The following is a 23,898-nucleotide window of genomic DNA, read 5'->3' on the forward strand; positions in this document are numbered from 1 at the left end:
ATCTTAACACGTCGCAATCGTCGTTGACAACGGAAGGACTTGAATCCTGTCGACACCTTTTAGAAGCGGGTCGACCGAGGCATCATCGCCTTGTACATGCACGTTCCAGCGCGAATGATCAAGTGAGACTTCAACGATTTCATGTGTCGTATTGTAGACGATGAGCGTTCGTTGCCATGCATCATACGAGTGGACCGCTCCAAGCTCGTAGGCGATGACTCCCGGACGTAAATCGATGAAATGAAGCAACTCTCGAATCTGATTCGCTCGGTGCAGGCGGAATCCGCCATGCATTCTACGAATCTGTAAAATCGTCTTGATGTACGCCACTAGGGAACGATGCTCATCTCGGCGCTCCCAGTCCATTCGATTGATTTCATCCGGTGCATTATAGCTGTTTTCGACGCCTTGTTTTGTTCGTAAGAACTCTTGACCTGCATGAAGAAACGGAATCCCTTGCGCAAGCAAGGCAATCGTCTGAGCAAGACGGCTCATTCGTAATAACTGTTGTTCATCCGCTTCAGGACAGGATAACTTCAATTTATCGTACAGCGTATGATTATCATGCGCCTCAACATAATTGATGGAGTAGGTAGGTTCCGGAAAACGACCGTATGTTTGATTGTCGATATGAACACTTCCTGCGATCCCGTTTCGAACCTCCCCTTCCTTCCAACCGTCTCCCGCAACGAATCCTCGGTCAAACTCACTAAACGTCGATCCTTTTAACGCATCTCGGAAGACATCATTAAAATGGGAAATTCGGGGCATTTGAGCAGCCGAGGCGCTCATCGCCTTTAGTCGCTCCGGCAATGCCGTCGCAAGATCCCATCCTTCCCCGTACACAAGAATCGTCGGGTCAATCGCATCGAGTGCCGCGCGAACATCATTCATCGTCTCAATGTCATGAATGCCCATCAAATCAAATCGAAAGGCATCAATCCGGTAGACACGAGCAAAGTATGTCAAACAATCGACAATGAGTCGGCGCATCATAAATCGTTCGGAAGCAGTATCATTTCCCACACCTGTTCCATTCGAGAGTATCCCGTCTACTTCATAGCGGAAATAATAACCGGGAACGAGCTGTTCGAGTGAAGAACGCTCACGAACAAATACGTGATTCATGACGACATCGAATGTGACACGAATCCCTGCTTCATGAAGTCGCTCTACCATTTCTGCATATTCTCGAACGCGAACGAGCGGTTCGACCGAACTCGCGTAACTCCCAGCTAGTCCGAACCAAAGCATCGGATCATATCCCCAGTTGTACGGCGTCCGCGTTCGTTCATCGGTCGTCTCGAAAAAGTGAACTGGCAGAAGTTGCAAATGAGTAATCCCAAGATCAAGGAGATAATTGAGTCCCGTTGCATGACCACGCGGGGAGACCGTTCCTCGTTCCGTCATCCCTGCATATTGCCCCGGATAACTCGAACCGGCTGAACGATCAATCGTGAAATCACGAATGTTCGCTTCGTAGATGACAGCGTCCGACGGTTTGACGAACAGAGGACGCGCGACCCGCTTCGGGAACCAATCGGAGATCGTTCGCTCGACGTCTACGATGACACCGTATCGCCCATTCTCTGATATGACACTAGCGTATGGATCAACGACCTCGTATGTCCCAAGATACGTCGTCACTTCATACCGATACCAACACTCAGCAAGATCACGCCCAAGCTCGAGACGATAAGCTCCCTGCTCTTGTCGTTTCATGTCGTGCCTTCCGAGTACCTGTTCATCTTGATCGTACACGACACACACGATCCGTTCTGCGACCGGTGACCAAACAGCAAAATGAAATATCCCCTCTTCTTCCCAGACGCCTAACTTCTCTTCGTAACGATACTTTCGTTCAAATGCTTCTGTCCGTACTAACCGATCTGGAACAACACGGATGGATTTCCCCGTCCCAAATACCTCATACCGACATTCTAGCTCGACCGGCTCAAGAACCATCAATTCATAAATTACCAATTGTTCTTCACGATGTATTTCGACCTGTTGAATTGGTAGTGACTGTCCATCACATTCAAGCGACCAGTGGATTGACGAATTGCCTTCAACCTCGACCCGGATGCTTTGAAAAGATAGGAATTCCGCCCGCGCCAACGGTATCGCAACTTCTTGATTCGTCATCTCTTTCGCAACGACAATGCCGTCGCTCCCTCCCCTACTCTTGAATTCGAGACTGCCCCTCACTTTGAATTGCCATTTGAAACTGAATCGATACCGTTTCTTTTAAGATTTTTTCGCACACTCGCATCTGAAAAGCTTTCGTGTGTGTCGCGTTCATATTCATCCGCTTCAACCATTTAGGAAACTCAACTTTATTAACGTAAGTCGTCGTCGTCTCTTTTGGAATCTTATCAAAATAACCACTAGGAGCTAAGATGACTCGTTCGATCGGTAAATCGTAATCTTGCCCGAGAATCGTATGCAAAATATCTTCCGTCCGTTTTAAACCGATATTTGGATTTAAGATTTGCTTCGCAGATGCCTTAAATGGCTGCTCGCGCCATAACTTATCACGTCGGATATGATAGATACTCTCTTCACCGTCGAGCCATTCCATGATGTAAATCGCAGAAGGACCGACAATGAATGGACTCAATTCGACTTCCCCGACTTGATATTGAATGACAGCGCGATAAAACATGGCGTATTGTTCATTTAGTAAATGTAGCATTTGATAGAAGTCTAAATGACGTTTCAATGGAATTCGCCAAATATCTTCTTCAGTAGCACCACCAGCGACATTCAATAGTTTTTGTAATTCAAGACGCTTTTTGTACCATTTATCGAATGCTCTTCGTGACAACTGTTTACCTGGAAGTTGAATGACTTCACTTTTCTTCATGACCTGCCACCATTTTTTAGGTCGGATCAACATCTCTCCCGGAAACAATTCTCCAGTTTCCCATTTTCGATAGACATTGGCATAATCAAGCGCTTGATGTTCACTAACTCGCTTCGTCATCTCGAGCGGATTTTTTTCAAATCGACTATCTAAGTCATATAGTTTCATCAAGATTGCGATGGGGATCACCTCATTCCTCTTTACCTAAACGAATCCGGTAAACTGGTTCATATCGCGGTGAAACGTCTGGTCGAACTTCAAATAAAACGAGTTCACGAACGGTCCATTCCACGAGTTGTATTGGACTCGTCGTCCATGCATCTGCTTCGGCGCGCCATTTCTTCGCGATCGTGACATGCGGAACGAACGGTTTAGTCACATGTGGATCGATTTGATCCACTAATTGAAATAATTCTTTCGCTTCTGTCCCGAATCCAACGACACGCGGCCGTTCGTCTCGACCGAACGCGACCAAGCGATCAAATCGGAGTACAAATGGTTCGACGGTCCGCGCGATCTTCTGCAATTGCTGTTCCCACGAATGTCGTTCTTTTTCCTCCAATGCTCCAAAAAAACGAAGCGTCAAATGGTACTCTTCTTGCGTATAGACGTTTCGAAAATAATCAGCTAAAGATAATTGTCCAGCAAGCTTTGCTAACTCTCCAGAAGGAATCGGCAAGGCGACGAAAAAGTGTCGTTCCTGTCTCAACGTAGTGTTCACTCCTTAATACGACCACTGATCCCATATAAAATAGCACCGAGGATACTACTACTTGTATATACCCAAAAGACGGTATAGATTGTACTTTCCTCGAGTACAAAACCACTCATCAGATTAAACAACGCTGTCGCGAGTCCCGTCGTCGTTGCCATATATGTACTGACGGCTGTCGCGACCATCGTTTCTGGAACGAGTGACCGAACATAATCTAGAGCGACAGGGATTAGCAGACCGACAATCATCCCTTGCATCGCTGATAATATCCAGAGCATGACGATCGGAAGTTCTAACGCAATCATCGCCGTCCGGGCAGCTGATAACAAGGAGACGAATACAAGGACTGGAATTGCTCCGAATCGTAACAAGAGACGCGATGCAATGCGCATGAACGGGATTTCGCACAGAACGGCGACAAAGAACAAGGTCCCAACAAGCGCCGTCGTCTCTCCACGTATCGTCACGTAGCTACCAAAGTAATAGTTATTGGCAAAAATCGGTCCGAAAATCAAACTTCCACCTGCTAAGAACAACAGGAAACGTCGATTCGAAAATAATTGTTTTAACGGTACTTGTTGTTGATGTGAAACGTGGACACTACCTGTCTCTTCAATGCCGATTAGCACAAGGAAACCAAGAACCCATGCTGCACCAGTTGCGTAAAAAATCAGATCGAGTCCGCCACTCTCGGTGATTTGCCCAAGAACGAAAACGGCTAAAGCGAAACCTGCCGATCCGAACAGACGCAAGGCACCATAATCCACTTTCCGCTTTCGCGTATACTCGATCGCTAACGTATCGACGAGCGGAATATGCGCGCACTGGAACAGCGCCCAGACACAAGAAATCAATAGTAATAATAAATAAGCAGATGTCAGTAAGTAACTTAATGTGAAGACTCCAGCTGCGAGCATCGCGACGAGCAGGAGTCTTTTCGGCTTCCCGAGTCGATCTGCCGCAATTCCCCAAACGGGTTGCAAGAAAATCGATAGAACGGGACCAATCGCAACGATCGTACCGATTTCTGAAGCTGACAGCCCGAAAGCATCATTCGAGAAATAAAGCGCGAGATATGGAATGAGTGCTCCTTGCCCAAAGAAAATAAAGAAATATAACGCTTGGAAATGATAAGTTTGACGATTTTTCACACGGAACTTCCTTTCAAGAAGCAATCCCCCCATCTTCACGATGCGGGGATCATCAATCATTATTTTGCGAGCTCATAAATCGCTTCTGCGTAGATTGCGACAGCAAGCAATAGTTCATCGAAATCAACATACTCATCGACTTGATGCGCAACTTCAGGACCACCTGGGAAGACTGGACCAAAAGCAACTCCTGCCGTCAACGAACGCGCATATGTGCCGCCGCCAATCGCAATCAAATCCGCCGATTGATTCGTATGGCGCTCATAGACGGCACTTAACGTCTTAATCAATTCATGGTTCGGATCAACATGGTGCGGTGTCATGTGCGTTCGCGTCTGCAACTCGAAGCCATATCCCGCCGCTGCTTCCTTAATGATTTGCAAACGTTCCGTAAAGTCTGCCGTATAAGGATAACGGATGTTGATTGAAGCCGTTCCTTGTTCTTCTGCATAGCGGAATACACCACCATTGATCGTCAAATCCCCTGTTTCGTCTGAAGCAGCGACACCAATCGCCACGCCGCGAGAATCACGGAACATGTGCGTTACGAGTTCAATATAACGACGACCATTGTAGTCTAAGTGCAACGTATTGAGGAAACGCGCTAAATGTAAAGCCGCATTTTTACCGTTATCCGGCTCCATCGCATGCGCTGCGACACCATTGACATCAAGCACGAGACCTTCTGTTTCTTGCTTGACTGTTCCCGTTAAACCTTGTTCTTCGAGATAGGCATGGAAATCCGCTTCAAGCGTCCCTACTTCAACAACACGAAGAAGCGCTCGGGCATGTCCAGGTACCATATTCGGACGTTCGCCACCTTCAAAACGGACGAGATGATACCCTGTATCAGATGCCTGAGCTGGTTTTCCTTGGATCAACAACCCGTCATAGAGTCCTTTTTCCGCATTGATGATCGGAAAATCCGCATCTGGTGCAAATCCGAGCGTTGGCATTTCTTCATGTTTGAAGTAATGATTGACACAACGCCATTCACTCTCTTCATCTCCTCCGGCAATCAGACGAATGCGTTTTGAGAGTGGCAACCCAAGTTCTTTGACGATTTTCAAGGCATAATAAGCTGCCATCGTCGGTCCTTTATCATCGATTGCGCCACGAGCATATAATTTCCCGTCAACAAGCGTCGGATTGAATGGACCATATGTCCAGTGATCACCACCAGCTGGTACGACGTCTAAATGACAGAGAATACCAAGTAACTCTTCTCCTTGACCATACTCCAAATGCCCTGCGTATCCATCGACATTTTTCGTCTTGAATCCATCGCGTTCCCCTGTTGCGAGCATCCAATCTAGTGCCCGTTTAACTTCTTGACCAAACGGTGCGCCCTCTTCAATCGTTGATTCATCGAGTACACTCGGAATCCGCAATAGTTCTTTTAAATCTTCTAATAAGCCCTCACGACGTGCGAGTACTTCTTCTTTCCAATTCACCATCTGATTTCGCTCCTTCATTCTGGTTTGAATTCGTTTCCTATACACCTTCCTAGTATAGCGAATATTCGTTCAGATACGAACATCCAAATTCTGTTTTCTTATCTTTTCTTATAAATAACGAACATTTAAAATAAAAAAAATCTGTAATTATCGACTTTACAAACCATTTGATTATGTTTTTTCTGCAAACGTTCGGTTAAACCACTTGCAATTTAACATCAAAACGTTATACTAAAGGCGAAACAACTGGATATTGCATTGTCTTTTGTCACCCGAAGCTTTAGAACACTATTCTATCCATTGGGGGAGTGGTTATACCAATGAAAGATTCTACAGACCGTATGTTGACCCGGATTAAATCGATTTATCTCTACATCCAAGAGAACGGAGCTACTACGACAGCAGAGTTGGTTGAAGAGTTTGGCATCACTTCAAGGACCGTCCAGCGGGATTTGAACGTGCTTGAATACAACAATCTCATTGTGAGCCCTCGACGCGGTACATGGACGTCGAGCAAGAAACAAAAGCAAGCGGGTTGATCCACTGTTTCACTATATCTATCTTTCGATGACGCGATTCTTCGCGTCTTTTTTTGTTATCTTTTTTAAAACGTGGGGTATAGCTATTGGGAGAAGGAGTTGAGGAGAATGAATATTTTAATCATTGGAGCAAACGGAACAACTGGACGAAAGATGGTCGAACTGATCGCTAAACAAGGCGATCACCAAGCAATCGCTGTCGTACGAGAAGAAAATCAAATCAACGATTTGATTGCACTCGGTGCATCAGAAGTCAGACTTGGGGATTTGACGAAGGATGTAAGTGGTGTTGTCAGTAACGCGGACGTTGTTATCTTTGCAGCGGGTGCCGGTGGTGCATCAGACGAATTGACGCGTGCCGTCGATAAAGAAGGTGCGATTAAAGTCATCGATGCTGCAAAAGCAAACGGGATTGATCGTTTCTTGATGCTCAGTTCGGTCGGCACAGAAGAACCAAAGGGTGAACTGAAAGTATATCTTGAATCAAAAGCAGCAGCTGATACGCACTTACAAGAAAGTGGACTTAACTATACGATCGTACGTCCCGGTCCACTCAGCTATGATGATCCAGCAGGTACAATCGAAACGAAAGAACATTTCGATTCATATGAGGATCGTAAAGTCTCTCGTGATGATGTGGCAGCGCTATTCGTACACTTGATTGATCATCCAACACAGTCACGTCTTTTCGAAGTACTCAGTGGCCCTTACCCAATTGCAGAAGCATTGCGTAATCAATAAGTGACGCCCATAACAAAAGGCGATGGAATGTACGCTCATTCCATCGCCTTTTCATTTTGATTATTCAGGTTGCCAATCAAACAAGGATAGTTCTTCTTGCGTCAATTCACGGTAATCACCGAGTGCAAGTGACGGATCGAGTTCTAACCGACCAATCGAACGTCGCTTCAAGAATGTGACCTCTTTCCCGAGCGCCAGCATCATTCGCTTAACTTGGTGGAACTTCCCTTCTGTAATCGTCAATTCAAGTGTTGAATCCGTCTCCGTCGTTGATAAGATGACCAGTTTACCTGGTTTAGCTTGGTAACCGTCTTCTAAGGTGACACCTTCCTCAATCGCCTCGACGTCCTCTTGCGTCAGCACACCCGTCACTTCCGCGTAATACGTTTTTTCGACGTGCTTCTTCGGTGACATCAAAGCATGGTTAAACGATCCATCGTTCGTCAACAACAACAAGCCTTCCGTATCTTTATCGAGTCGTCCGACCGGGAACGGTTTGAAATAGGTCACGTCTTCAAACAACAAATCGATGACCGTTTCATCCCGTTTATCCTCAGTCGCACTAATAACACCCGGTGGTTTATTCATCATCAAGTAGATATATTTTTGATACGTGACCGGTTCGCCGTACATCAAAACATCTTGTGTTTTAACATCGACATGTTGTTTTGGATCACGAACGATCTCACCATCGACTTGAATCGCTCCTGCTTTTAGCAGCAATTTTACTTCTTTTCGGGAGCCTGCTCCCATGTTGGATAATAATTTATCTAGACGCATGACCTCGTCCTCGTTTCAATGAAATTTTACGCCCTAATACGACTTCTGCTAAGCCACTCCAGATTGAGAGCCCTGCAAAAATGATAATTCCGACTGCAGCACCCACAATGAGAATCAACAGGGATGCCCATGTCGATGACGGAAGTATGGATACAAGACCCCATTTTATAAGTGCGACACTCGCTCCCATCAAGGCGCTTAGGATCAAAATCAACGATGTCCGGCGCAAGACCGTACTGAACGGAAACTTCACCGTTTGTGTAATCCGGAAGAACATCAAACCTGTTGCGACAAGATAGCCGATGATCGTTGCATATCCAGCACCTGTTCCATCACCTGTCAAATGAATTAATGGAGCATTCAAGAGATACTTCGCGAGTAGTCCAGCGAGCGTTGCAACGATTGTGAAATATTGACGGTTGATTCCCTGTAAGACCGCTGCCGTAACGGAATACAATGCGAGGAACAACGCACTTGGTGCATAACTTAATAGATAGACCCATGCTGCTTGATCTTTCGGGAAGAGAACATGAAATGTCTCTTCACTCAGAAGAATCATACCGACGACTGCTGGAATCGTCACGAAGAAGACAAGTTGATAAATCTGCGAAATTTGAGCACGCACTTTCCGCATATCTCCTTGTGTAAAGGACGCTGTCAATAGCGGTGTCGCAGATAACGATAGCCCTGTTGCGACCGATACTGGAATTAACACGATTTTGTGACTATCTGCAATCAGATAGGCAGTCGCGTTTCCGGCTGCTTCTAAGGTATAGCCGATACTCTGTAACGCGGCGTTCATCGTGTTTTGGTCGATGACTTGATAAAGTGGTGTTGAAATACCCACCATGACGATTGGAATAGCATAAGCTAACAGTTCTTTATAAAGATCCGTTAACGGGCGATCCTGTGAACGGACAGTTTGCGTAGCACGAAGTTCCTGCAAACCGCTTGCACGTTTACGGAAATAATACACAAGAACTGCGACACTACCAATTGCTCCAATGAATGCACTAAACGTCGCGATCGTCGCAGCAAAAGCTACTCCTGAATCAAATAGATAAATCGCGATACTGACTCCCGCAAGCAGGAAGATGATTCGAACGATTTGCTCCAAAATTTGCGAAATCGCTGTCGGTCCCATCGATTGATACCCTTGGAAATATCCGCGCGTCATACTCATCGGCGGAATCAAGAGTAAGGCAAAACTGACTCCGCGAATCGTCATCGTGACGGCATCGACGTACGCCGCTGAATCAACGTCTCCACCAGGAATTGCCCGATGCGCTAAATACGGTGCAAGGAAGAATAAAGCGAGAAAGGAAACGACGCCGGTCAAAGACATGATTTTCAGACCAGACCGATATAATCGTTCACTCGTATCGTATTCACCCAGTGCATTATATTTGGCAACAAATTTCGAGACAGCAACGGGAATCCCTGCTGTCGCAATACCAATCATGATCGTGTAGTAGTTATAGGCATAGGTATAGAACATAATGCCGGTTGCACCGACCATAAATTGAAACGGAAAAAGATAAATCAAACCGAGTGCGCGAGAAATCAGTGACGCACCGGACAGGAGCATCGTTCCACGAACGAATCCTGCATTACCAGAAGTAGTGGACTGTTTATTGTTGACTGTGGACATGGTAACATCCCTCACACTTTCTAATTTTTAAACTCAACCCTTCACAGAGCTGTCTCATTATACAAGTTCTCTCGTACACAATTGCAAATCATTATACCGCTGTCCTTCTCGAATTGAAAGAGACGGTTTGTTTACAGTCGCAACTTCTGCTAAAGTGAAACAAGCAGAATTCTATGAATGAGGTGACCACATGTACGATGTAATCGTAATCGGAGGCGGGCCGAGCGGCTTAATGGCGACGCTTGCCTCTTTACAGGCAGGAGCCCGAACACTCTTGCTCGATAAAGGGAATAAATTAGGGCGGAAGCTCGCAATTTCTGGTGGTGGACGGTGTAACGTCACAAATCGGAAACCACTCGATGAGCTTGTCCAGTCGATTCCAGGAAACGGACGTTTCCTTTATAGTGCTTTTTCGCAATTTAATAATGAATCGATCATCGAACTTTTCGAAGGGTTTGGTGTCGCACTTAAAGAAGAGGATAACGGTCGTATGTTCCCTGTCTCGGATAAGGCAGCAGACGTCGTCCGTGTATTGATTGATCAGATCCGAGCCCATGGCGCCGAGATTCAAACGGATGCACAAGTCGCAACACTCGACTTTCATCCGGACGGTTCGTTTGCGGCTGTCATCTTAGAAAACGGTATGCGTCTTGAAGCAAAAAGCTGTATCGTCGCAGTTGGTGGACAATCTGTTCCCCATACCGGCTCGACGGGTGACGGCTATCCATGGGCAGAAAAAGCAGGTCATACGATCACAGAACTTTTCCCGACAGAAGTACCCATCTTATTAGGCGATACATTCATTCACGAAAAAACATTACAAGGACTTTCTCTTAGAGACGTTGCTTTAACGGTTCATGGTAAAAAAGATAAGGCGATCAAGACGCATACAGGTGACCTTCTCTTTACGCACTTCGGTTTGAGCGGTCCGATTGCTTTACGGTGTAGCCAGTATACGATCAAGGAGCGGAAGCGGTCGAAGGAAACGATCGTCCATTTATCAATCGATCTCTTCCCAGATGAATCACTTGGTGCGCTAACGGAACGCTTTCAAGCAGCGCTTGCAGCAAATCCGAAGAAAACGGTTCGTAATGCACTCCGTGGATTTGTACCGGAACGTCTGCTTGAACTTCTTTTTGCTCAAATCGGATTTGGGGATGAAGTCTGTACACAAGTCAAGAAACAGGACTGGACGGACTTCCTACAAAAGTTAAAACGGTTCCCACTGAAAGCAACCGGAACACTTGATTTCGATAAAGCTTTCGTCACGGGTGGCGGTGTCTCGATTAAAGAGATTGATCCAAAAACGATGATGTCGAAAAAAGCGGAGCGATTGTTCTTCGCTGGCGAAATTCTTGATATCCACGGCTATACAGGTGGTTACAACATTACAGCTGCATTCGTGACCGGACATTGTGCCGGTAGTCACGCTGCAGAGATGGCACATGACGCCGTCTCTTAATATGAACAAGACCCGACTTCTCTACTAAATAGAGGAATCGGGTCTTTTCGTATCATGCTTTAATCAATTGGTGTGAACGATCGGCTCGAGAATTTATCCGTGACGACTAACGCAAACAACTCGTTATCCTGTACGAAGATTCCTTTTGAACCATATACCTTCGGACTAGCTGTTTCCCCTGTAATTGTTTGATCTTTCCGATCAATCGAGTAGAGATAGAGTGCTTCTGAGTCTAGCGTATAAATTCGACCTTGGCGTTCAGCAAGACCAATCGGACGGAATTCAGATTCAAATGCTTTTTTGGCATCACTTCGCATACCATCTGCTGCTTCGACCTTTTCCCGTTTGATGACTGATAGATAAGGCGGTTTCTGTTTTTTCTTTAACGCACGCTTTTTCTTCTCTGAAGCGTCTGGATCAATCTTGATTTCATCCTGTTTCATCGCAAAGTAAGTTAATTCGACACGTCCAATCGAGCGTATATGGTTGATCGTATAGAATTCTTTTTTCTTCACGTCATATCCAAGACCATGGAAACTGTCCCGAATCGTTGTTCCTTGCACTTTTTCACGTTTTTCTTCGCTCCAGACACCATCTTTTCGCGTAATCGTGATAAGAATCTGATTCGACGTCAACAAGGCGACTGTCTCCCCGTCAACGAGAGTCATTCCGTCAAGACCAGCGAGCAAGAGCTTTCCTTCTTCCAACTGGAAAGAGGCATTAATTCGTTCCCCGGTCCCACTAATTTCAAAGAAACGATAATCGTCTGTTACGACGAGGTACGAACCAATGGAATCATCATATAACATCTGTTGAACATTTTTGATTAACGGCTCTTCTGGATTCGGAATGGCTGAAGGCGTTTTCGATGGCACCTGTTTGACAGCTGCCTGATGCTGCGATTGCGTCTCGATTTTCGCGAACGTTTCCTGAATACGCGACAACGTCTCTGGTTTTGAGAAGACGAGCAGAACACAGAGGATCAGTCCCGAAACGACAGCAAAAATCGTTGTATAGACTATATAAGATCGTTTCATTGATGGTAATCGCCTTTCTTTCTCGGTTTCTGATTCAGTGTAGCAGAAGGACGTTCAAAAAAAAAGCGGACTTGCGACGGAAATGAAGAAACCCCTTCCATACGCGTCATGCGAATGAAAGGGGTTATGGCTTAGTTTGCCACGATATTGATCAATTTTTTCGGTACGACGATGACTTTACGAACTGTCTTATCGCCGATCCATTCTTGTGTTTTTTCATCAGCAAACGCAAGTGCTTCGATTTCTTCTTTTGTCGCATCGATGTTGATTTCGATTTTCGAGCGAACTTTTCCGTTCACTTGAATAACGAATTCCATTGTATCGCTGACGAGTTTCGATTCATCGAATGTTGGCCATGCCGCATACGTCAATGTCTCTTCAAATCCAAGCTGTTCCCACAGTTCTTCACCAAGGTGTGGTGCGACCGGTGTTAACAATTGGACGAATCCACGAAGGAAGTGACGCGGAAGGACTGGCTGTTTGTTAGCTTCATTGACGAAGACCATGAGTTGTGAAATTCCGGTATTGAACTGAATGTTCGCGAAGTCTTCCGTGACCTTCTTGACAGTCTGATGATATGTCCGTTCGAAGTCAGCATCGACTTCCGTGACGTCTTGAATGTCCGCTGTCCGTTCAAACAAACGCCAGACGCGGTCAAGGAAACGACGCGCCCCATCAAGACCATTTTCAGACCAAGAAACCGATGCATCCAGTGGTCCCATGAACATTTCGTAAAGACGCAATGTATCGGCACCATGTGACTTGACGATTTCATCCGGATTGATGACGTTACCGCGTGATTTCGACATTTTCTCGTTATTTTCTCCAAGAATCATTCCTTGGTTGTATAATTTTTGGAATGGCTCTTTTGTTGGCACGACACCTGCATCATACAAGACTTTATGCCAGAAGCGTGCATACAACAAGTGGAGAACAGCGTGTTCTGCCCCACCGATATAAATGTCAACTGGGAGCCAGTATTTTAATTTTTCTGGGTCTGCAATCGCTTCTTCATTGTGTGGATCGATGAAACGAAGGTAGTACCAGCAGCTTCCGCCCCATTGTGGCATCGTATTCGTCTCGCGACGCCCTTTCATCCCTGTTTCAGGATCCGTATAATCCAACCAATCTTCCGCAAGCGCAAGTGGTGATTCCCCAGTACCAGACGGTTTGATTTCCGGAATGATTGGAAGTTCAAGCGGTAATTCCTCTTGACTGAGCGTTTTCATTGAACCATCTTCCATATGAACGACCGGAATCGGCTCACCCCAATACCGTTGACGACTGAATAGCCAGTCACGGAGGCGATACGTGATTTTTTTACGACCGACTTGGTTCGTTTCGAGTTCAGCAATCATCGTCTCGATTGCTTCTTGTTTTCCGAGCCCATCGAGCATGTGTGAATTGACGTGTTCGCCCTCTCCCGTGTAAGCCGCTTCATCAACGTTTCCACCTGCGACGACTTCAACGATTGGTAAGTCGAACTGCTTCGCGAATTCGTGGTCACGCTCATCATGTCCTGGAACAGCCATGATCGCACCTGTTCCGTAAGATGCAAGGACGTAATCAGCAATCCAGATTGGAAGACGATCGCCTGAAATCGGATTGACAGCGAAAGCACCTGTGAAGACGCCTGTTTTTTCCTTCGCTAAATCTGTCCGCTCAAGATCAGATTTCGTTTGGACTTGCGCGATGTACGCATCGACTGCTTCCTGATGATCAGCTGTCGTGATGTCAGCAACGAATGGATGCTCTGGCGCAAGCACGAGGTACGTCGCACCAAAGATTGTATCCGGACGCGTCGTAAAGACCGTGACTTGTTTTTTATGTCCGTCAATCGTGAAATCAATTTCAGCACCTTCTGATTTCCCGATCCAGTTCCGTTGCATCTCTTTAACAGAGTCCGGCCAATCGAGATCATCGAGATCATCAAGAAGACGATCCGCATATTCCGTGATTTTTAAGACCCACTGACGCATCGGAACACGAACGACTGGATGATTTCCGCGTTCGGATAATCCGTCGATGACTTCTTCGTTCGCAAGAACCGTTCCAAGTGCTGGGCACCAGTTGACTGCGACTTCGTCGACGAATGCAAGTCCTTTTTCGTATAATTTCGTAAAGATCCATTGTGTCCATTTATAATATTTCGGATCTGTCGTGTTGATTTCGCGATCCCAGTCATATGAGAATCCAAGTTCTTTTAGCTGACGTTTGAATGTCTCAATGTTTTGAGCTGTGAATTCGCGTGGGTCGTTCCCTGTATCGAGGGCATATTGCTCTGCCGGTAATCCGAACGCATCCCATCCCATCGGGTGAAGGACGTTATATCCTTGCATCCGTTTCATTCGTGCGAGGATATCCGTTGCTGTGTAACCTTCTGGGTGACCAACGTGGAGTCCAGCACCTGACGGATACGGGAACATATCGAGGGCATAAAACCCTTCTTTTTCTGGATCTTCTGTCGTGACAAAGGCGTTGTCTTGATCCCAACGCGCCTGCCATTTTGGTTCGATTTCGCGATGATTGTACGGCATGTCTTTTCCTCCTCTAATCTAAAAAAACCGGTCTTCCGCCCCTAAGAAAAGGGACGAAAGACCGGTTTGGCTTCCGCGGTACCACCCACGTTGTCTGTCTATGACAGACCGCTTGATTCACGGATAACGGTGTGAAAGACCGGATTCGCTACTACGACTTCACGAATCGTGCTCCCTGACGAGTTCACGGTTGTTACCGACTGGTTCGCACCTTCCACCAGCTCTCTTGACGGCACCTTTCCCCTACTACTTCAGTTCCATGCATTTGACTATCTTTTCCTAGTGTAATCTGTTTCTTCCTCAAGCGTCAACGCTTCCGTAAAATTTCCTCGATTTCTGCATGCGATTGCGCTACATGATCCGCTTGTTCTAGGCGTTGCATCGGCATCCGGTCATCGAGGAGCGCAATGACTTCCATTCCCGCTGCCTTCGCACCGATCATTCCGTTCGCAGCATCTTCAATGACGAGACAATTCTCAGGCGGATGTCCAATTCGTGATGCTGCGAGTCGAAAAATTGCAGGATCGGGTTTGGAACGGACGACCTCTTCCCCGCTAACATAGTGTGTGATCGGAAGCTCATAATGACGGATGACACGTTCGATTTTTTGAAGCGAACTTGAGGAGGCGATACCGATATCGTAACCAAGATTCACAGCTTGTTCGATGACTCGTTTGACCCCTTCTTTTAATCCACACTCTTCTGGTTTTGCATGAATTTGAAATAACCGATGTTCTTCTTCAAGTAACGTACTGGCTGTTTCTTTTAGCTGATGTTCAGTGACGAGTTCTTCCCACATCTCATCACCTGTTTTTCCCATGAACGTCGCATACTGAACTGGGTCGAGTGGAATCGATAACGTTTTAAACATCTGCTGATGGACCTCGAAGTAACGAATTTCACTATCTAAAATCACACCGTCCATATCAAAAATCAGACCGCGTTTTTTCATGACACATCCCCCTTTAGTCACTTTTCTGATATCAGCATATCAAAAAAACGACTACACGATGTAGCCGTTTTGCCTTCTTCCTTTATTTACATTTTAACTTGTCGCCATCTGGACACTCGTTTGTCGGTAAGCTGGAAAATAATCAGAATCGGCTCCTGATCCGAATCGTACACATAACTGATCGTATATGGCTGGCTGAAGAATGGATTTTCCTTGATGATACTCAAATAGGCGATATCCAGTATAACGACATTTACTCTCAAAGAGACTATCCTGTTCTTGATATCCACCTCCGAGATGTTGTTCGACAAGACCACGCGCTTTTGCGTGAAGAATCGCTTCATACTCAAGCCGCTGATTTGGAAATATCTTTGCTTCGTCTCGCTTACAGCCAATCAAATGACCATGGGCATATTCGTTTCCAAGCAATACGAAATATCCACCAATCGGTTCGCCATCGAGTTCTGCAATCAATAGTAATGGCTCACAGAGTGGGTTCACCTCAAACAATTGTTCAAAATAACTTGCAGTAAAATAGTAATGAGCTGAAGCGTTCTTCCGGTCCATCGTTTCATGATACAACGCTAAAAAAGTAGGTAAATCTTCTTTTGTTCCTGTTCTAATTGTTAACGGTGAAGCGAGTGACTTCCGAATCATGCTTCTCGTTTTCTTATGGAACGTCTGCATGATTTCTTCTAGCGAGGGGCGTAAATCAATGCTCGTCGTATGACGGATGAAGGAAACTTTTGTCCAGTCCTGCATCAGTCTCTCATTGCCCGTCAACGGATTAAAGCGAATCATTTCCGAAACGATTGCCTCTTTTTCCGTCCACTTTTCAAACAATAAACGTGCTTGCTGAATCTCAGATGTAGTCAAGTGACCGACGACTTCAGGTCCACCGTAGCCATAAGGCGTAATGAGATCTGAATAGGCTGTATCAAAAATACGACGTTTTAAAAAGGGATAAAACAGTGTTCCTGCATAACCCTTATAAAGGAATAACACCGCTTGTTCAGACGGTCTAGCGTTGAGCGTGACGTATTGGTGACTGTAGAAGATATCAAGCGGCTGTTGCTGTACCTGTGTCGTCCAAGTTGCGGCATCTGTGATGAATTGACACCTTTCCATTCGTGCACCTCCAGTCAAAAAGAAGCAACGTTCACATGACCTTTCTTTTTCAGATCCTTGATTAAAAAGTACCCGTTTCCCTACCGAAATATTCCATATTAATAAATGTTTGTTTTATAATTTGCGAATGAATGATGTAACAAAATAGACAGCGGATATTGATCCGCTGTCTATTAAATGACCCTTATGATGTAATTTTAGGAATGGCACGAAGGAAGACCACACCTGCTAAGAGAATCAATCCAATCAACGTCAAGAAGACCGCTGACATACCGGATAAATCGTAGATTAATCCTCCAACGGTCGGACTGATCATCCGCCCCGCTGAAGCAGCGATATTGACGTATCCTTGGAACTCTCCTTCTTTTCCGATTGGTGCAAGTCGCGCAGCCATGGCTGGGACAGCTGGCCAGATGAACATTTCACCAATCGTCAGGATGATCATCGCGACGAGAAACATCTTGAATCCTCCGGCGAACGGAACAATCAGATACGATAACAGGAAAATCCCTGTACCAGTCATCAGTTGTCGTTTCAAATCGTCACCAAACCACCGCAAGATCGGGGTGAGAAGTGGCTGTGCAAAGACGATGAGTGCTCCATTGATCGTCCAAAGAATCGAATACTCGGAAATCGTGACACCGAGTGATTTCGTATGCACAGCAAATGTACCTTGCCATTGTACATACACGAACCAAAGTAAGGCATAACCAATCGAGACGAGCAACATCGTTCGCGCTGCACCGCGTGCGAGTGGTGTCCGTGTCGTTTCGGTCTCGTCAGGCGTTGTATGCATCCGTGCCGGTGCCTTAATCCAGGACAAGCCGATGAACAAAATGATTGCAAACGCGATGTACAGTACGAGATTAGCAATGAAGATGTATTGAATCGAGAAGGCAGCAATTTGACCACTGACAGCCGTCCCAAGGGCTACACCGACGTTTTGCGCGACATAGATCGCGTTAAAGGCACGGCGTCCACCTTCTGGCCAAATGACACCTGTCATCGCATAAATCGTCGGGAAGACCATCCCACCGACAAATCCGATTAGACCAAGCATCGCGACGTATCCGACATACGTCTGATGAAACAGCAATAAACCGACGGAAGACAAGACAAGTCCGATGACACTGATAACGAGCGTTTTTTTACCACCGAGGCGGTCAAACGCCTTTCCACCTAAGTAGTTTCCGACGATTGCGAGTGCCGAGTTGACGAACAACGCCATCCCTGCTTTTGTCATCGACTCCCCTAAATATTCATGAATATATAATGTATTAAACGGCCATAAAAAAGAGGATCCCGTCGTATTGATGGCCATCGCAAGGACGAGGATCCAGACCGCTTTTGGTAATTTTGGCATACCTGTGGTCCTCCTATTTCATTCTCAACCTTGCCACTTTACGCAATCCGTCCCCTCTCTGTCAAGCCACTTCACTTTTCGTCAATGATTCAAAAGATGGTATAATGCAAGAGGAATCATACACACGATAATCATTTATTAAAGAGAAAAACAGACCATAGGAACAGGAGTCTATGCCATGCCACTTGCCCGTGTACTACCTTATACCAAACAATTGCTTGAGTCCGTCATCGAACCCGGAGACTGTGTCGTCGACATGACTGCTGGAAATGGGCATGACACACAATTCTTAGCAGAATGCGTCGGTCCAGAAGGTCGAGTCCTTGCGTTCGATGTTCAAGCACAAGCCATCGAGGAATCGACACGTCGTCTCGACGAAGCTGGAATGTTAGAACGCGTCGATCTTTATCACGAGAGTCACATCCATGTCGGTGCCCGTTTATCAGACGAACAACGTCCGGTTCGTGCTGGTGTCTTCAATCTCGGATATCTTCCCGGAAGCGATAAGTCGATCACGACGACAGGTGAAGAGACGCTTGAAGCGCTCGATGCTCTCCTCCCGGTCCTTGCTCCTGGTGGTCTTGTCGTCCTCGTCGTCTATCATGGTCACCTTGAAGGAAAACGAGAGCGCGACGCTGTGCTTGATTACGTGACGGCTCTTGATCAGCAAGATTACGCTGTCCTTCAGTACCGCTTCTTGAATCAACAGAATCATCCACCGTTCATCATCGCGATTGAGAAAAAAATGCGCTGACAGTAGAAATGAAAAAAGTGATGGCTTCCACTATGGAAACCATCACTTTTTTCACTCTTCGACTAATTTAAAGAACAGCAACAATTTTTCTGCAAATCGTGTATTCAATCGTTCGAAGCTGAAATGCGGAAAACCATGTAGGCGCTGTAAGTAAATCTGATCGCCACCCATTTTCCGACATACTTCGAGCGTCAACTTGACGTCTGCGAACTGATCGTCCGGTGCATAAAAACATGCTAAGTTGACACGAGGTAATTTTTTTCGCTCCTCATCATGTACGACGATTTCCTCTTCGATTTCTCGATATTGTGCATACGTCAACTCACCAATCCGAACGGTATCTTCCGTACTTTGACCAAACGGCAATGTACCGAGTGGCGCATCAGGACGGAAACGATCAAATGCACTCGCGAAAACTTGTTTGACACCCCCAAGTTGTTTTGATGGATGCCAATCAAACAACGGTGAAATGAATGCAAGGCTTGCGACCGGTAATTCATATTCTTGTAGAAGACGATTGACGACGAGTGCGCCCATGCTACAAGCAACGATATGAATCGGTAGCTTTCGTTTCCCGGCTTCGCGTAATGCTTCTTTCAATAGTTGACCATGCTCTTCAAACGAGATGCGACGTGGTGCGTCGACGAGTAACACTTCATACTCTCGTTCGAGCACACGAATCAAGGCTTCACTCGGACGAGCACGTAATTGCAATGGATAGATTAATACGATGATTCCTGTTGGTTGTTCAACCACAAACTCACCTCTTCAATTCATACTTCCTTTTCACGATACCTTATTTCAGACGCACACGAAACCGTCCCAAGACGGATTTCACGACGCAATATGGCGAAGTCGAATGACAGACTCTGCTTGACCAAACACTTCTTCTGTCATCTCGCTCAATTCCTCAAAACCGAATGAGGTCAAGAACTGACGTGCTTTATAATTACGTGCCTCCACGTAAACTTCGAGTGGGACAGCTCCTTGTCGTTCGAGTTCACGAATCAGACGTCTTCCGATCCCGTTTTGCTGATATTTTGGCAAAACGTATAGACGAATGATTTCCCATGTTCCCTCGACATCAACAGCATGAATGAATCCGACGACTTCCTCATCGATGATTCCGACATAAAAATACTCTCCCCGTGCTTCTTCCGCCGTCCGGATCGCACGAACAACCTCCTCTTGCGGATACGCTTCCTGCACGAAATGAGCTTTCGAGCGTTCAGAATAGATTTCTTCATACGTATCCAACCAAGATGTGATGGCGATATCATGAATACGTCCTGCATCAGCTGGAATTGCTTCGCGTATTTCCATAATCGGAACCCCCCTTTTTATTCGTACGGATTGACTCATGTACTTTTACCCTCTTCTAGAAAAAACATTCGTCTCCTGCAAAGTTCCGTGGAAACAAAAAAGTCCGGAAACCCTTTAAGGATTTCCGGACGTATTGCTTATGCGAAGCGTTTTGCTTGTTCTTCAAGAACTGCCGCTTTATCTGTTTGCTCCCATGGAAGCTCAACATCTGTACGACCGAAGTGACCGTATGCAGCTGTTTGACGATAGATCGGACGACGGAGATCAAGCATGTTGATGATTCCAGCCGGACGAAGATCGAAGTTTTCAGCAATCAATTCGACGAGTTGTGCTTCAGGAAGTTTTCCTGTGCCGAATGTATCAACCGCGATTGATACTGGGTGTGCGACACCGATTGCGTATGCGAGTTGAACTTCTGCTTTGTCTGCAAGACCTGCAGCAACGAGGTTCTTCGCGACGTAACGTGCTGCGTATGCAGCTGAACGGTCGACTTTTGTTGGATCTTTACCAGAGAATGCTCCACCGCCGTGGCGTGCGTATCCACCATACGTATCAACGATGATCTTACGACCCGTTAATCCAGCATCTCCTTGTGGTCCGCCGATGACGAAACGACCAGTTGGGTTGATGAAGAATTTCGTTGCTGCGTCGATGTATTCAGCCGGGATGACTGGTGTGATGACGTGTTCTTTCAAGTCAGCTTGGATTTGCTCAAGCGTGACTTCTTCCGCGTGTTGTGTCGAGATGACGATCGTATCGACACGAACCGGCTCGTTGTTCTCGTTGTATTCGACCGTGACTTGTGTTTTTCCGTCCGGACGAAGGTAGTCGAGTTGACCGTTTTTACGCACTTCTGCCAAACGGCGTGCGAGACGGTGCGAAAGTGAGATTGGAAGTGGCATGAGTTCGGGTGTTTCTTTCGTTGCATAACCGAACATGAGACCTTGGTCTCCTGCACCGATTGCATCGATTTCTGCATCAGACATGCTACCTTCACGTGCTTCAAGCGCTTGGTCGACACCAAGAGCGATGTCTGCTGATTGCTCATCGATTGATGTCAATACAGCACACGTATCTGCGTCGAAACCATATTTCGCGCGTGTGTAGCCGATTTCACGAATCGTTTCACGAACGACTTTTGGAATGTCGACGTAAGTGGATGTCGTGATCTCACCTGCAACGAGAACGAGACCTGTTGTAACAGAAGTTTCTGCTGCAACACGTGCGTTTGGATCCGCTGCGAGGATTGCATCGAGAATTGAATCCGAAATTTGGTCACAGATTTTATCTGGATGACCTTCAGTGACTGACTCCGACGTGAATAGTCGGCGATTAAGGTTTGTCATGTATGACCCTCCCAAAAAAGAATTTGACGGTGTACTCATTTCCCCTAGTTGAGTGGGACGGTAAAATGAAAAAAACCTTTCCAAGTCCAAAAAATGGTCAGGGAAAGGTTGTGCGTTCTTCCTTTACCCTCTTATCGTTCGAAGTGTTTACTTCGCTTCAGGAGAGCACCTTTTCCCTCATTAATATATGAATTAATGTAGGACGGTTGCCGGGTTTCTTCGGGCCTTGTTCCCTCCACCTGCTCAGAATAAGAGTATCCGTTACGAATTACATGATATAAAGTTGTACCTACTCTGTCAAGCAAGGTTTCAAATTCTAGTCGAAACTTTTTGTAAGAGATGTTAAACTGTTAATGCTGAAAGCGTTTCCAGATAAATAGAAATCAGCATCAGAAAATGATTGCTCTCTCTTTAGTATGTCATATATAATGAATGTGTCATACTAAATGCAGTGAGCCAAAACCAACGTAGGGGAAAGGTGGGGTCAGGATGCCGATGACGGTCCTGAATATCGAAGAACTACTCAAGAAAGAGCATGTGTTCAAACAACTATCTGTTGCTGAACTTGTCGAACATGCGATTCGAAACGAAGAAGGTGTCCTTGCTGAGAACGGCGCATTATCTGTAGAAACGGGGAAATTTACAGGTCGTTCACCAAAAGATAAGTTCATCGTCCGTGATTCTTCCTGCGAGTCTCACATTGATTGGGGTCATGTTAACCAACCAATGGATGGAGACAAATTTGAACAATTGTTACAAAAGGTTCTTCGTTACATGAACGAAGCCGATCAGCTCTACTACACAGAAGCTGCTGCTGGTGCAGATACGCACTTCACCCTTCCGGTTCGTGTGCTCACACAATACGCTTGGCATAACCTCTTTGCCAAACAACTCTTTTTACGCGAATATCCTGAAGTGGCTGCCTTCGAACCTTTTACGGTCGTCTACGCACCACATTTCAAGGCAGATCCTGCCGTTGATGGAACGAACTCTGAGACGTTCATCGCGATGTCGTTCGAACACCGGATCGTCTTGATCGGTGGAACGGAGTATGCCGGCGAAATCAAAAAATCAATCTTTTCCGTCATGAACTACCTCTTACCACAAGAGAACGTTCTTTCGATGCACTGTTCGGCAAACGTTGGACACGAAGGAGACGTCGCTTTGTTCTTCGGTCTATCCGGTACTGGTAAGACCACCCTTTCCGCTGATGATAGCCGCCAATTGATTGGTGACGATGAGCATGGTTGGTCACACGATGGCGTCTTCAACATCGAAGGTGGGTGTTATGCGAAGACGGTTAACCTGTCGCGTGAAAAAGAACCACAAATCTTTGACGCGATCCGCTTCGGAACAGTCCTTGAAAACGTCGTGCTCGATGAAGCCCGTCATCCTGATTACGATGACACATCGTTGACGGAAAATACACGTGCCGCTTATCCGATCACGGCGATCGATAACATCGCTGTTCCATCACGCGCTGGTCATCCAAAGACAATCGTCTTCTTGACGGCTGATGCGTACGGTGTCTTGCCTCCGATCAGTAAATTGACGAAAGAACAAGCGATGTATCACTTCCTCTCAGGTTATACATCAAAACTCGCTGGGACAGAACGTGGTGTCACGGAGCCAGAAGCAACATTCTCGACGTGCTTCGGTTCACCGTTCCTTCCACTCATGCCTGAAAAATATGCAACGATGCTTGGGGAATTGATTGATCGTCACGGTGTTACCGTCTATCTCGTCAACACTGGCTGGACAGGTGGTGCTTATGGAACAGGCAGTCGAATGAAACTATCGTATACACGCACGATGGTCAATGCTGCTGTCAATGGCACGCTTGCAACGATTCCGACTGAAGAACACCCAATCTTCGGACTTCATATGCCTCTTGAAGTTCCAGGTGTTCCAAGTGAATTACTCAACCCTGTACGCGTCTGGTCAAACTCCGACGAGTACAACACACAAGCACGTTCGCTTGCTGAAAAATTCCAACATAACTTCCTTCGTTTCGAAAGTGCGACGGATGCGATTAAGTCAGCTGGTCCACGTCTATAAAATCGAGATTTCTGAGTTATACCAAAAAGTTAGATCCT

The 23,898-nt window shown here is 46.1% G+C and carries 20 protein-coding genes, 1 riboswitch and 1 other annotated feature; of the genes, 5 read left to right on the top strand and 15 right to left on the bottom strand.

Annotated features, from left to right (window positions below):
* Window positions 1-3: 3 nt before the first annotated feature.
* From pulA to pepV, 5 genes are read right to left on the bottom strand one after another with little or no spacing between them, the layout of a single operon-like run.
* Entirely contained in the window at window positions 4-2,145 is a 2,142-nt protein-coding gene (gene pulA / locus ADM98_RS14295; protein WP_053454079.1) for a type I pullulanase, read from the bottom strand.
* A 34-nt stretch (window positions 2,146-2,179) separates the two neighbouring features.
* Window positions 2,180-3,034 (bottom strand): hypothetical protein, encoded by an 855-nt coding sequence (locus ADM98_RS14300; protein ID WP_235504905.1) that lies wholly within the window; start codon window positions 3,032-3,034, stop codon window positions 2,180-2,182.
* Between the two features lie 22 nt (window positions 3,035-3,056).
* Window positions 3,057-3,575, bottom strand: coding sequence for an RNA 2',3'-cyclic phosphodiesterase (gene thpR / locus ADM98_RS14305; RefSeq protein ID WP_053454080.1), 519 nt, complete (start codon window positions 3,573-3,575; stop codon window positions 3,057-3,059).
* Window positions 3,576-3,583: 8 nt separating this feature from the next.
* Entirely contained in the window at window positions 3,584-4,732 is a 1,149-nt protein-coding gene (locus ADM98_RS14310) for an MFS transporter (RefSeq protein WP_053454081.1), read from the bottom strand.
* Window positions 4,733-4,791: 59 nt separating this feature from the next.
* The gene (gene pepV, locus ADM98_RS14315; protein WP_053454082.1) at window positions 4,792-6,189 is read right to left on the bottom strand and encodes a dipeptidase PepV; all 1,398 of its coding nucleotides are present in this window, start codon (window positions 6,187-6,189) and stop codon (window positions 4,792-4,794) included.
* A gap of 320 nt (window positions 6,190-6,509) precedes the next feature.
* Between pepV and ADM98_RS14320 the strand changes: the two genes are divergently transcribed.
* Window positions 6,510-6,728 (top strand): DeoR family transcriptional regulator, encoded by a 219-nt coding sequence (locus ADM98_RS14320; RefSeq protein ID WP_023469095.1) that lies wholly within the window; start codon window positions 6,510-6,512, stop codon window positions 6,726-6,728.
* 108 nt (window positions 6,729-6,836) lie between these two features.
* Window positions 6,837-7,469, top strand: coding sequence for an SDR family oxidoreductase (locus ADM98_RS14325; protein ID WP_053454083.1), 633 nt, complete (start codon window positions 6,837-6,839; stop codon window positions 7,467-7,469).
* Window positions 7,470-7,529: 60 nt separating this feature from the next.
* Here ADM98_RS14325 and ADM98_RS14330 read toward each other — a convergent pair whose 3' ends face one another.
* On the bottom strand, window positions 7,530-8,249 hold the full coding sequence (locus ADM98_RS14330) for a pseudouridine synthase (RefSeq protein ID WP_053454084.1): 720 nt from the start codon (window positions 8,247-8,249) through the stop codon (window positions 7,530-7,532).
* The gene (locus tag ADM98_RS14335; RefSeq protein ID WP_053454085.1) at window positions 8,236-9,900 is read right to left on the bottom strand and encodes a putative polysaccharide biosynthesis protein; all 1,665 of its coding nucleotides are present in this window, start codon (window positions 9,898-9,900) and stop codon (window positions 8,236-8,238) included. The genes ADM98_RS14330 and ADM98_RS14335 overlap by 14 nt, the downstream gene beginning before the upstream one ends.
* 190 nt (window positions 9,901-10,090) lie before the next feature.
* Between ADM98_RS14335 and ADM98_RS14340 the strand changes: the two genes are divergently transcribed.
* Window positions 10,091-11,362, top strand: a complete 1,272-nt coding sequence (locus ADM98_RS14340; RefSeq protein ID WP_053454086.1) for an NAD(P)/FAD-dependent oxidoreductase — start codon at window positions 10,091-10,093, stop codon at window positions 11,360-11,362.
* 59 nt (window positions 11,363-11,421) lie between these two features.
* Here the strand turns inward: ADM98_RS14340 and ADM98_RS14345 are convergent, their stop codons facing one another.
* The 5 genes from ADM98_RS14345 to ADM98_RS14365 all read right to left on the bottom strand — a co-directional run bounded on the left by ADM98_RS14345 (window position 11,422) and on the right by ADM98_RS14365 (window position 18,379).
* Window positions 11,422-12,399 carry a hypothetical protein gene (locus ADM98_RS14345; protein ID WP_053454087.1) on the bottom strand — a complete coding sequence of 326 codons (978 nt, stop codon included), beginning with the start codon at window positions 12,397-12,399 and terminating at the stop codon, window positions 11,422-11,424.
* Window positions 12,400-12,530: 131 nt separating this feature from the next.
* Window positions 12,531-14,936, bottom strand: coding sequence for a leucine--tRNA ligase (leuS, locus tag ADM98_RS14350; RefSeq protein ID WP_053454088.1), 2,406 nt, complete (start codon window positions 14,934-14,936; stop codon window positions 12,531-12,533).
* A gap of 46 nt (window positions 14,937-14,982) precedes the next feature.
* Window positions 14,983-15,205: a binding site (T-box leader), on the bottom strand.
* A 38-nt stretch (window positions 15,206-15,243) separates the two neighbouring features.
* Complete coding sequence (locus ADM98_RS14355; RefSeq protein WP_053454089.1) at window positions 15,244-15,888, bottom strand: HAD family hydrolase; 645 nt, start codon at window positions 15,886-15,888, stop codon at window positions 15,244-15,246.
* A 93-nt stretch (window positions 15,889-15,981) separates the two neighbouring features.
* On the bottom strand, window positions 15,982-17,016 hold the full coding sequence (locus tag ADM98_RS14360; protein WP_053454090.1) for a GNAT family N-acetyltransferase: 1,035 nt from the start codon (window positions 17,014-17,016) through the stop codon (window positions 15,982-15,984).
* Between the two features lie 184 nt (window positions 17,017-17,200).
* On the bottom strand, window positions 17,201-18,379 hold the full coding sequence (locus ADM98_RS14365; RefSeq protein WP_053454091.1) for an MDR family MFS transporter: 1,179 nt from the start codon (window positions 18,377-18,379) through the stop codon (window positions 17,201-17,203).
* A gap of 178 nt (window positions 18,380-18,557) precedes the next feature.
* On the opposite strand from ADM98_RS14365, the gene ADM98_RS14370 reads away from it, so the two are divergent.
* Window positions 18,558-19,133: a class I SAM-dependent methyltransferase gene (locus ADM98_RS14370; protein WP_053454092.1), complete on the top strand. Its 576-nt coding sequence runs from the start codon at window positions 18,558-18,560 to the stop codon at window positions 19,131-19,133.
* Between the two features lie 51 nt (window positions 19,134-19,184).
* On the opposite strand, the gene ADM98_RS14375 is transcribed toward ADM98_RS14370, so the two are convergent.
* The 3 genes from ADM98_RS14375 to metK all read right to left on the bottom strand — a co-directional run bounded on the left by ADM98_RS14375 (window position 19,185) and on the right by metK (window position 21,802).
* Window positions 19,185-19,889: a serine aminopeptidase domain-containing protein gene (locus ADM98_RS14375; RefSeq protein ID WP_053454093.1), complete on the bottom strand. Its 705-nt coding sequence runs from the start codon at window positions 19,887-19,889 to the stop codon at window positions 19,185-19,187.
* A 78-nt stretch (window positions 19,890-19,967) separates the two neighbouring features.
* Entirely contained in the window at window positions 19,968-20,456 is a 489-nt protein-coding gene (locus tag ADM98_RS14380) for a GNAT family N-acetyltransferase (protein ID WP_053454094.1), read from the bottom strand.
* 137 nt (window positions 20,457-20,593) lie between these two features.
* On the bottom strand, window positions 20,594-21,802 hold the full coding sequence (metK, locus tag ADM98_RS14385; protein ID WP_053454095.1) for a methionine adenosyltransferase: 1,209 nt from the start codon (window positions 21,800-21,802) through the stop codon (window positions 20,594-20,596).
* Between the two features lie 128 nt (window positions 21,803-21,930).
* A riboswitch (SAM riboswitch) is annotated at window positions 21,931-22,057 on the bottom strand.
* Window positions 22,058-22,291: 234 nt separating this feature from the next.
* Between metK and pckA the strand changes: the two genes are divergently transcribed.
* A complete protein-coding gene (pckA, locus tag ADM98_RS14390; RefSeq protein ID WP_200904901.1) occupies window positions 22,292-23,860 on the top strand; it encodes a phosphoenolpyruvate carboxykinase (ATP) in 1,569 nt (522 codons plus the stop codon).
* Window positions 23,861-23,898 lie beyond the last annotated feature (38 nt).

Source organism: Exiguobacterium sp. BMC-KP, assembly GCF_001275385.1.
Taxonomy (GTDB): Bacteria; Bacillota; Bacilli; order Exiguobacteriales; family Exiguobacteriaceae; genus Exiguobacterium_A.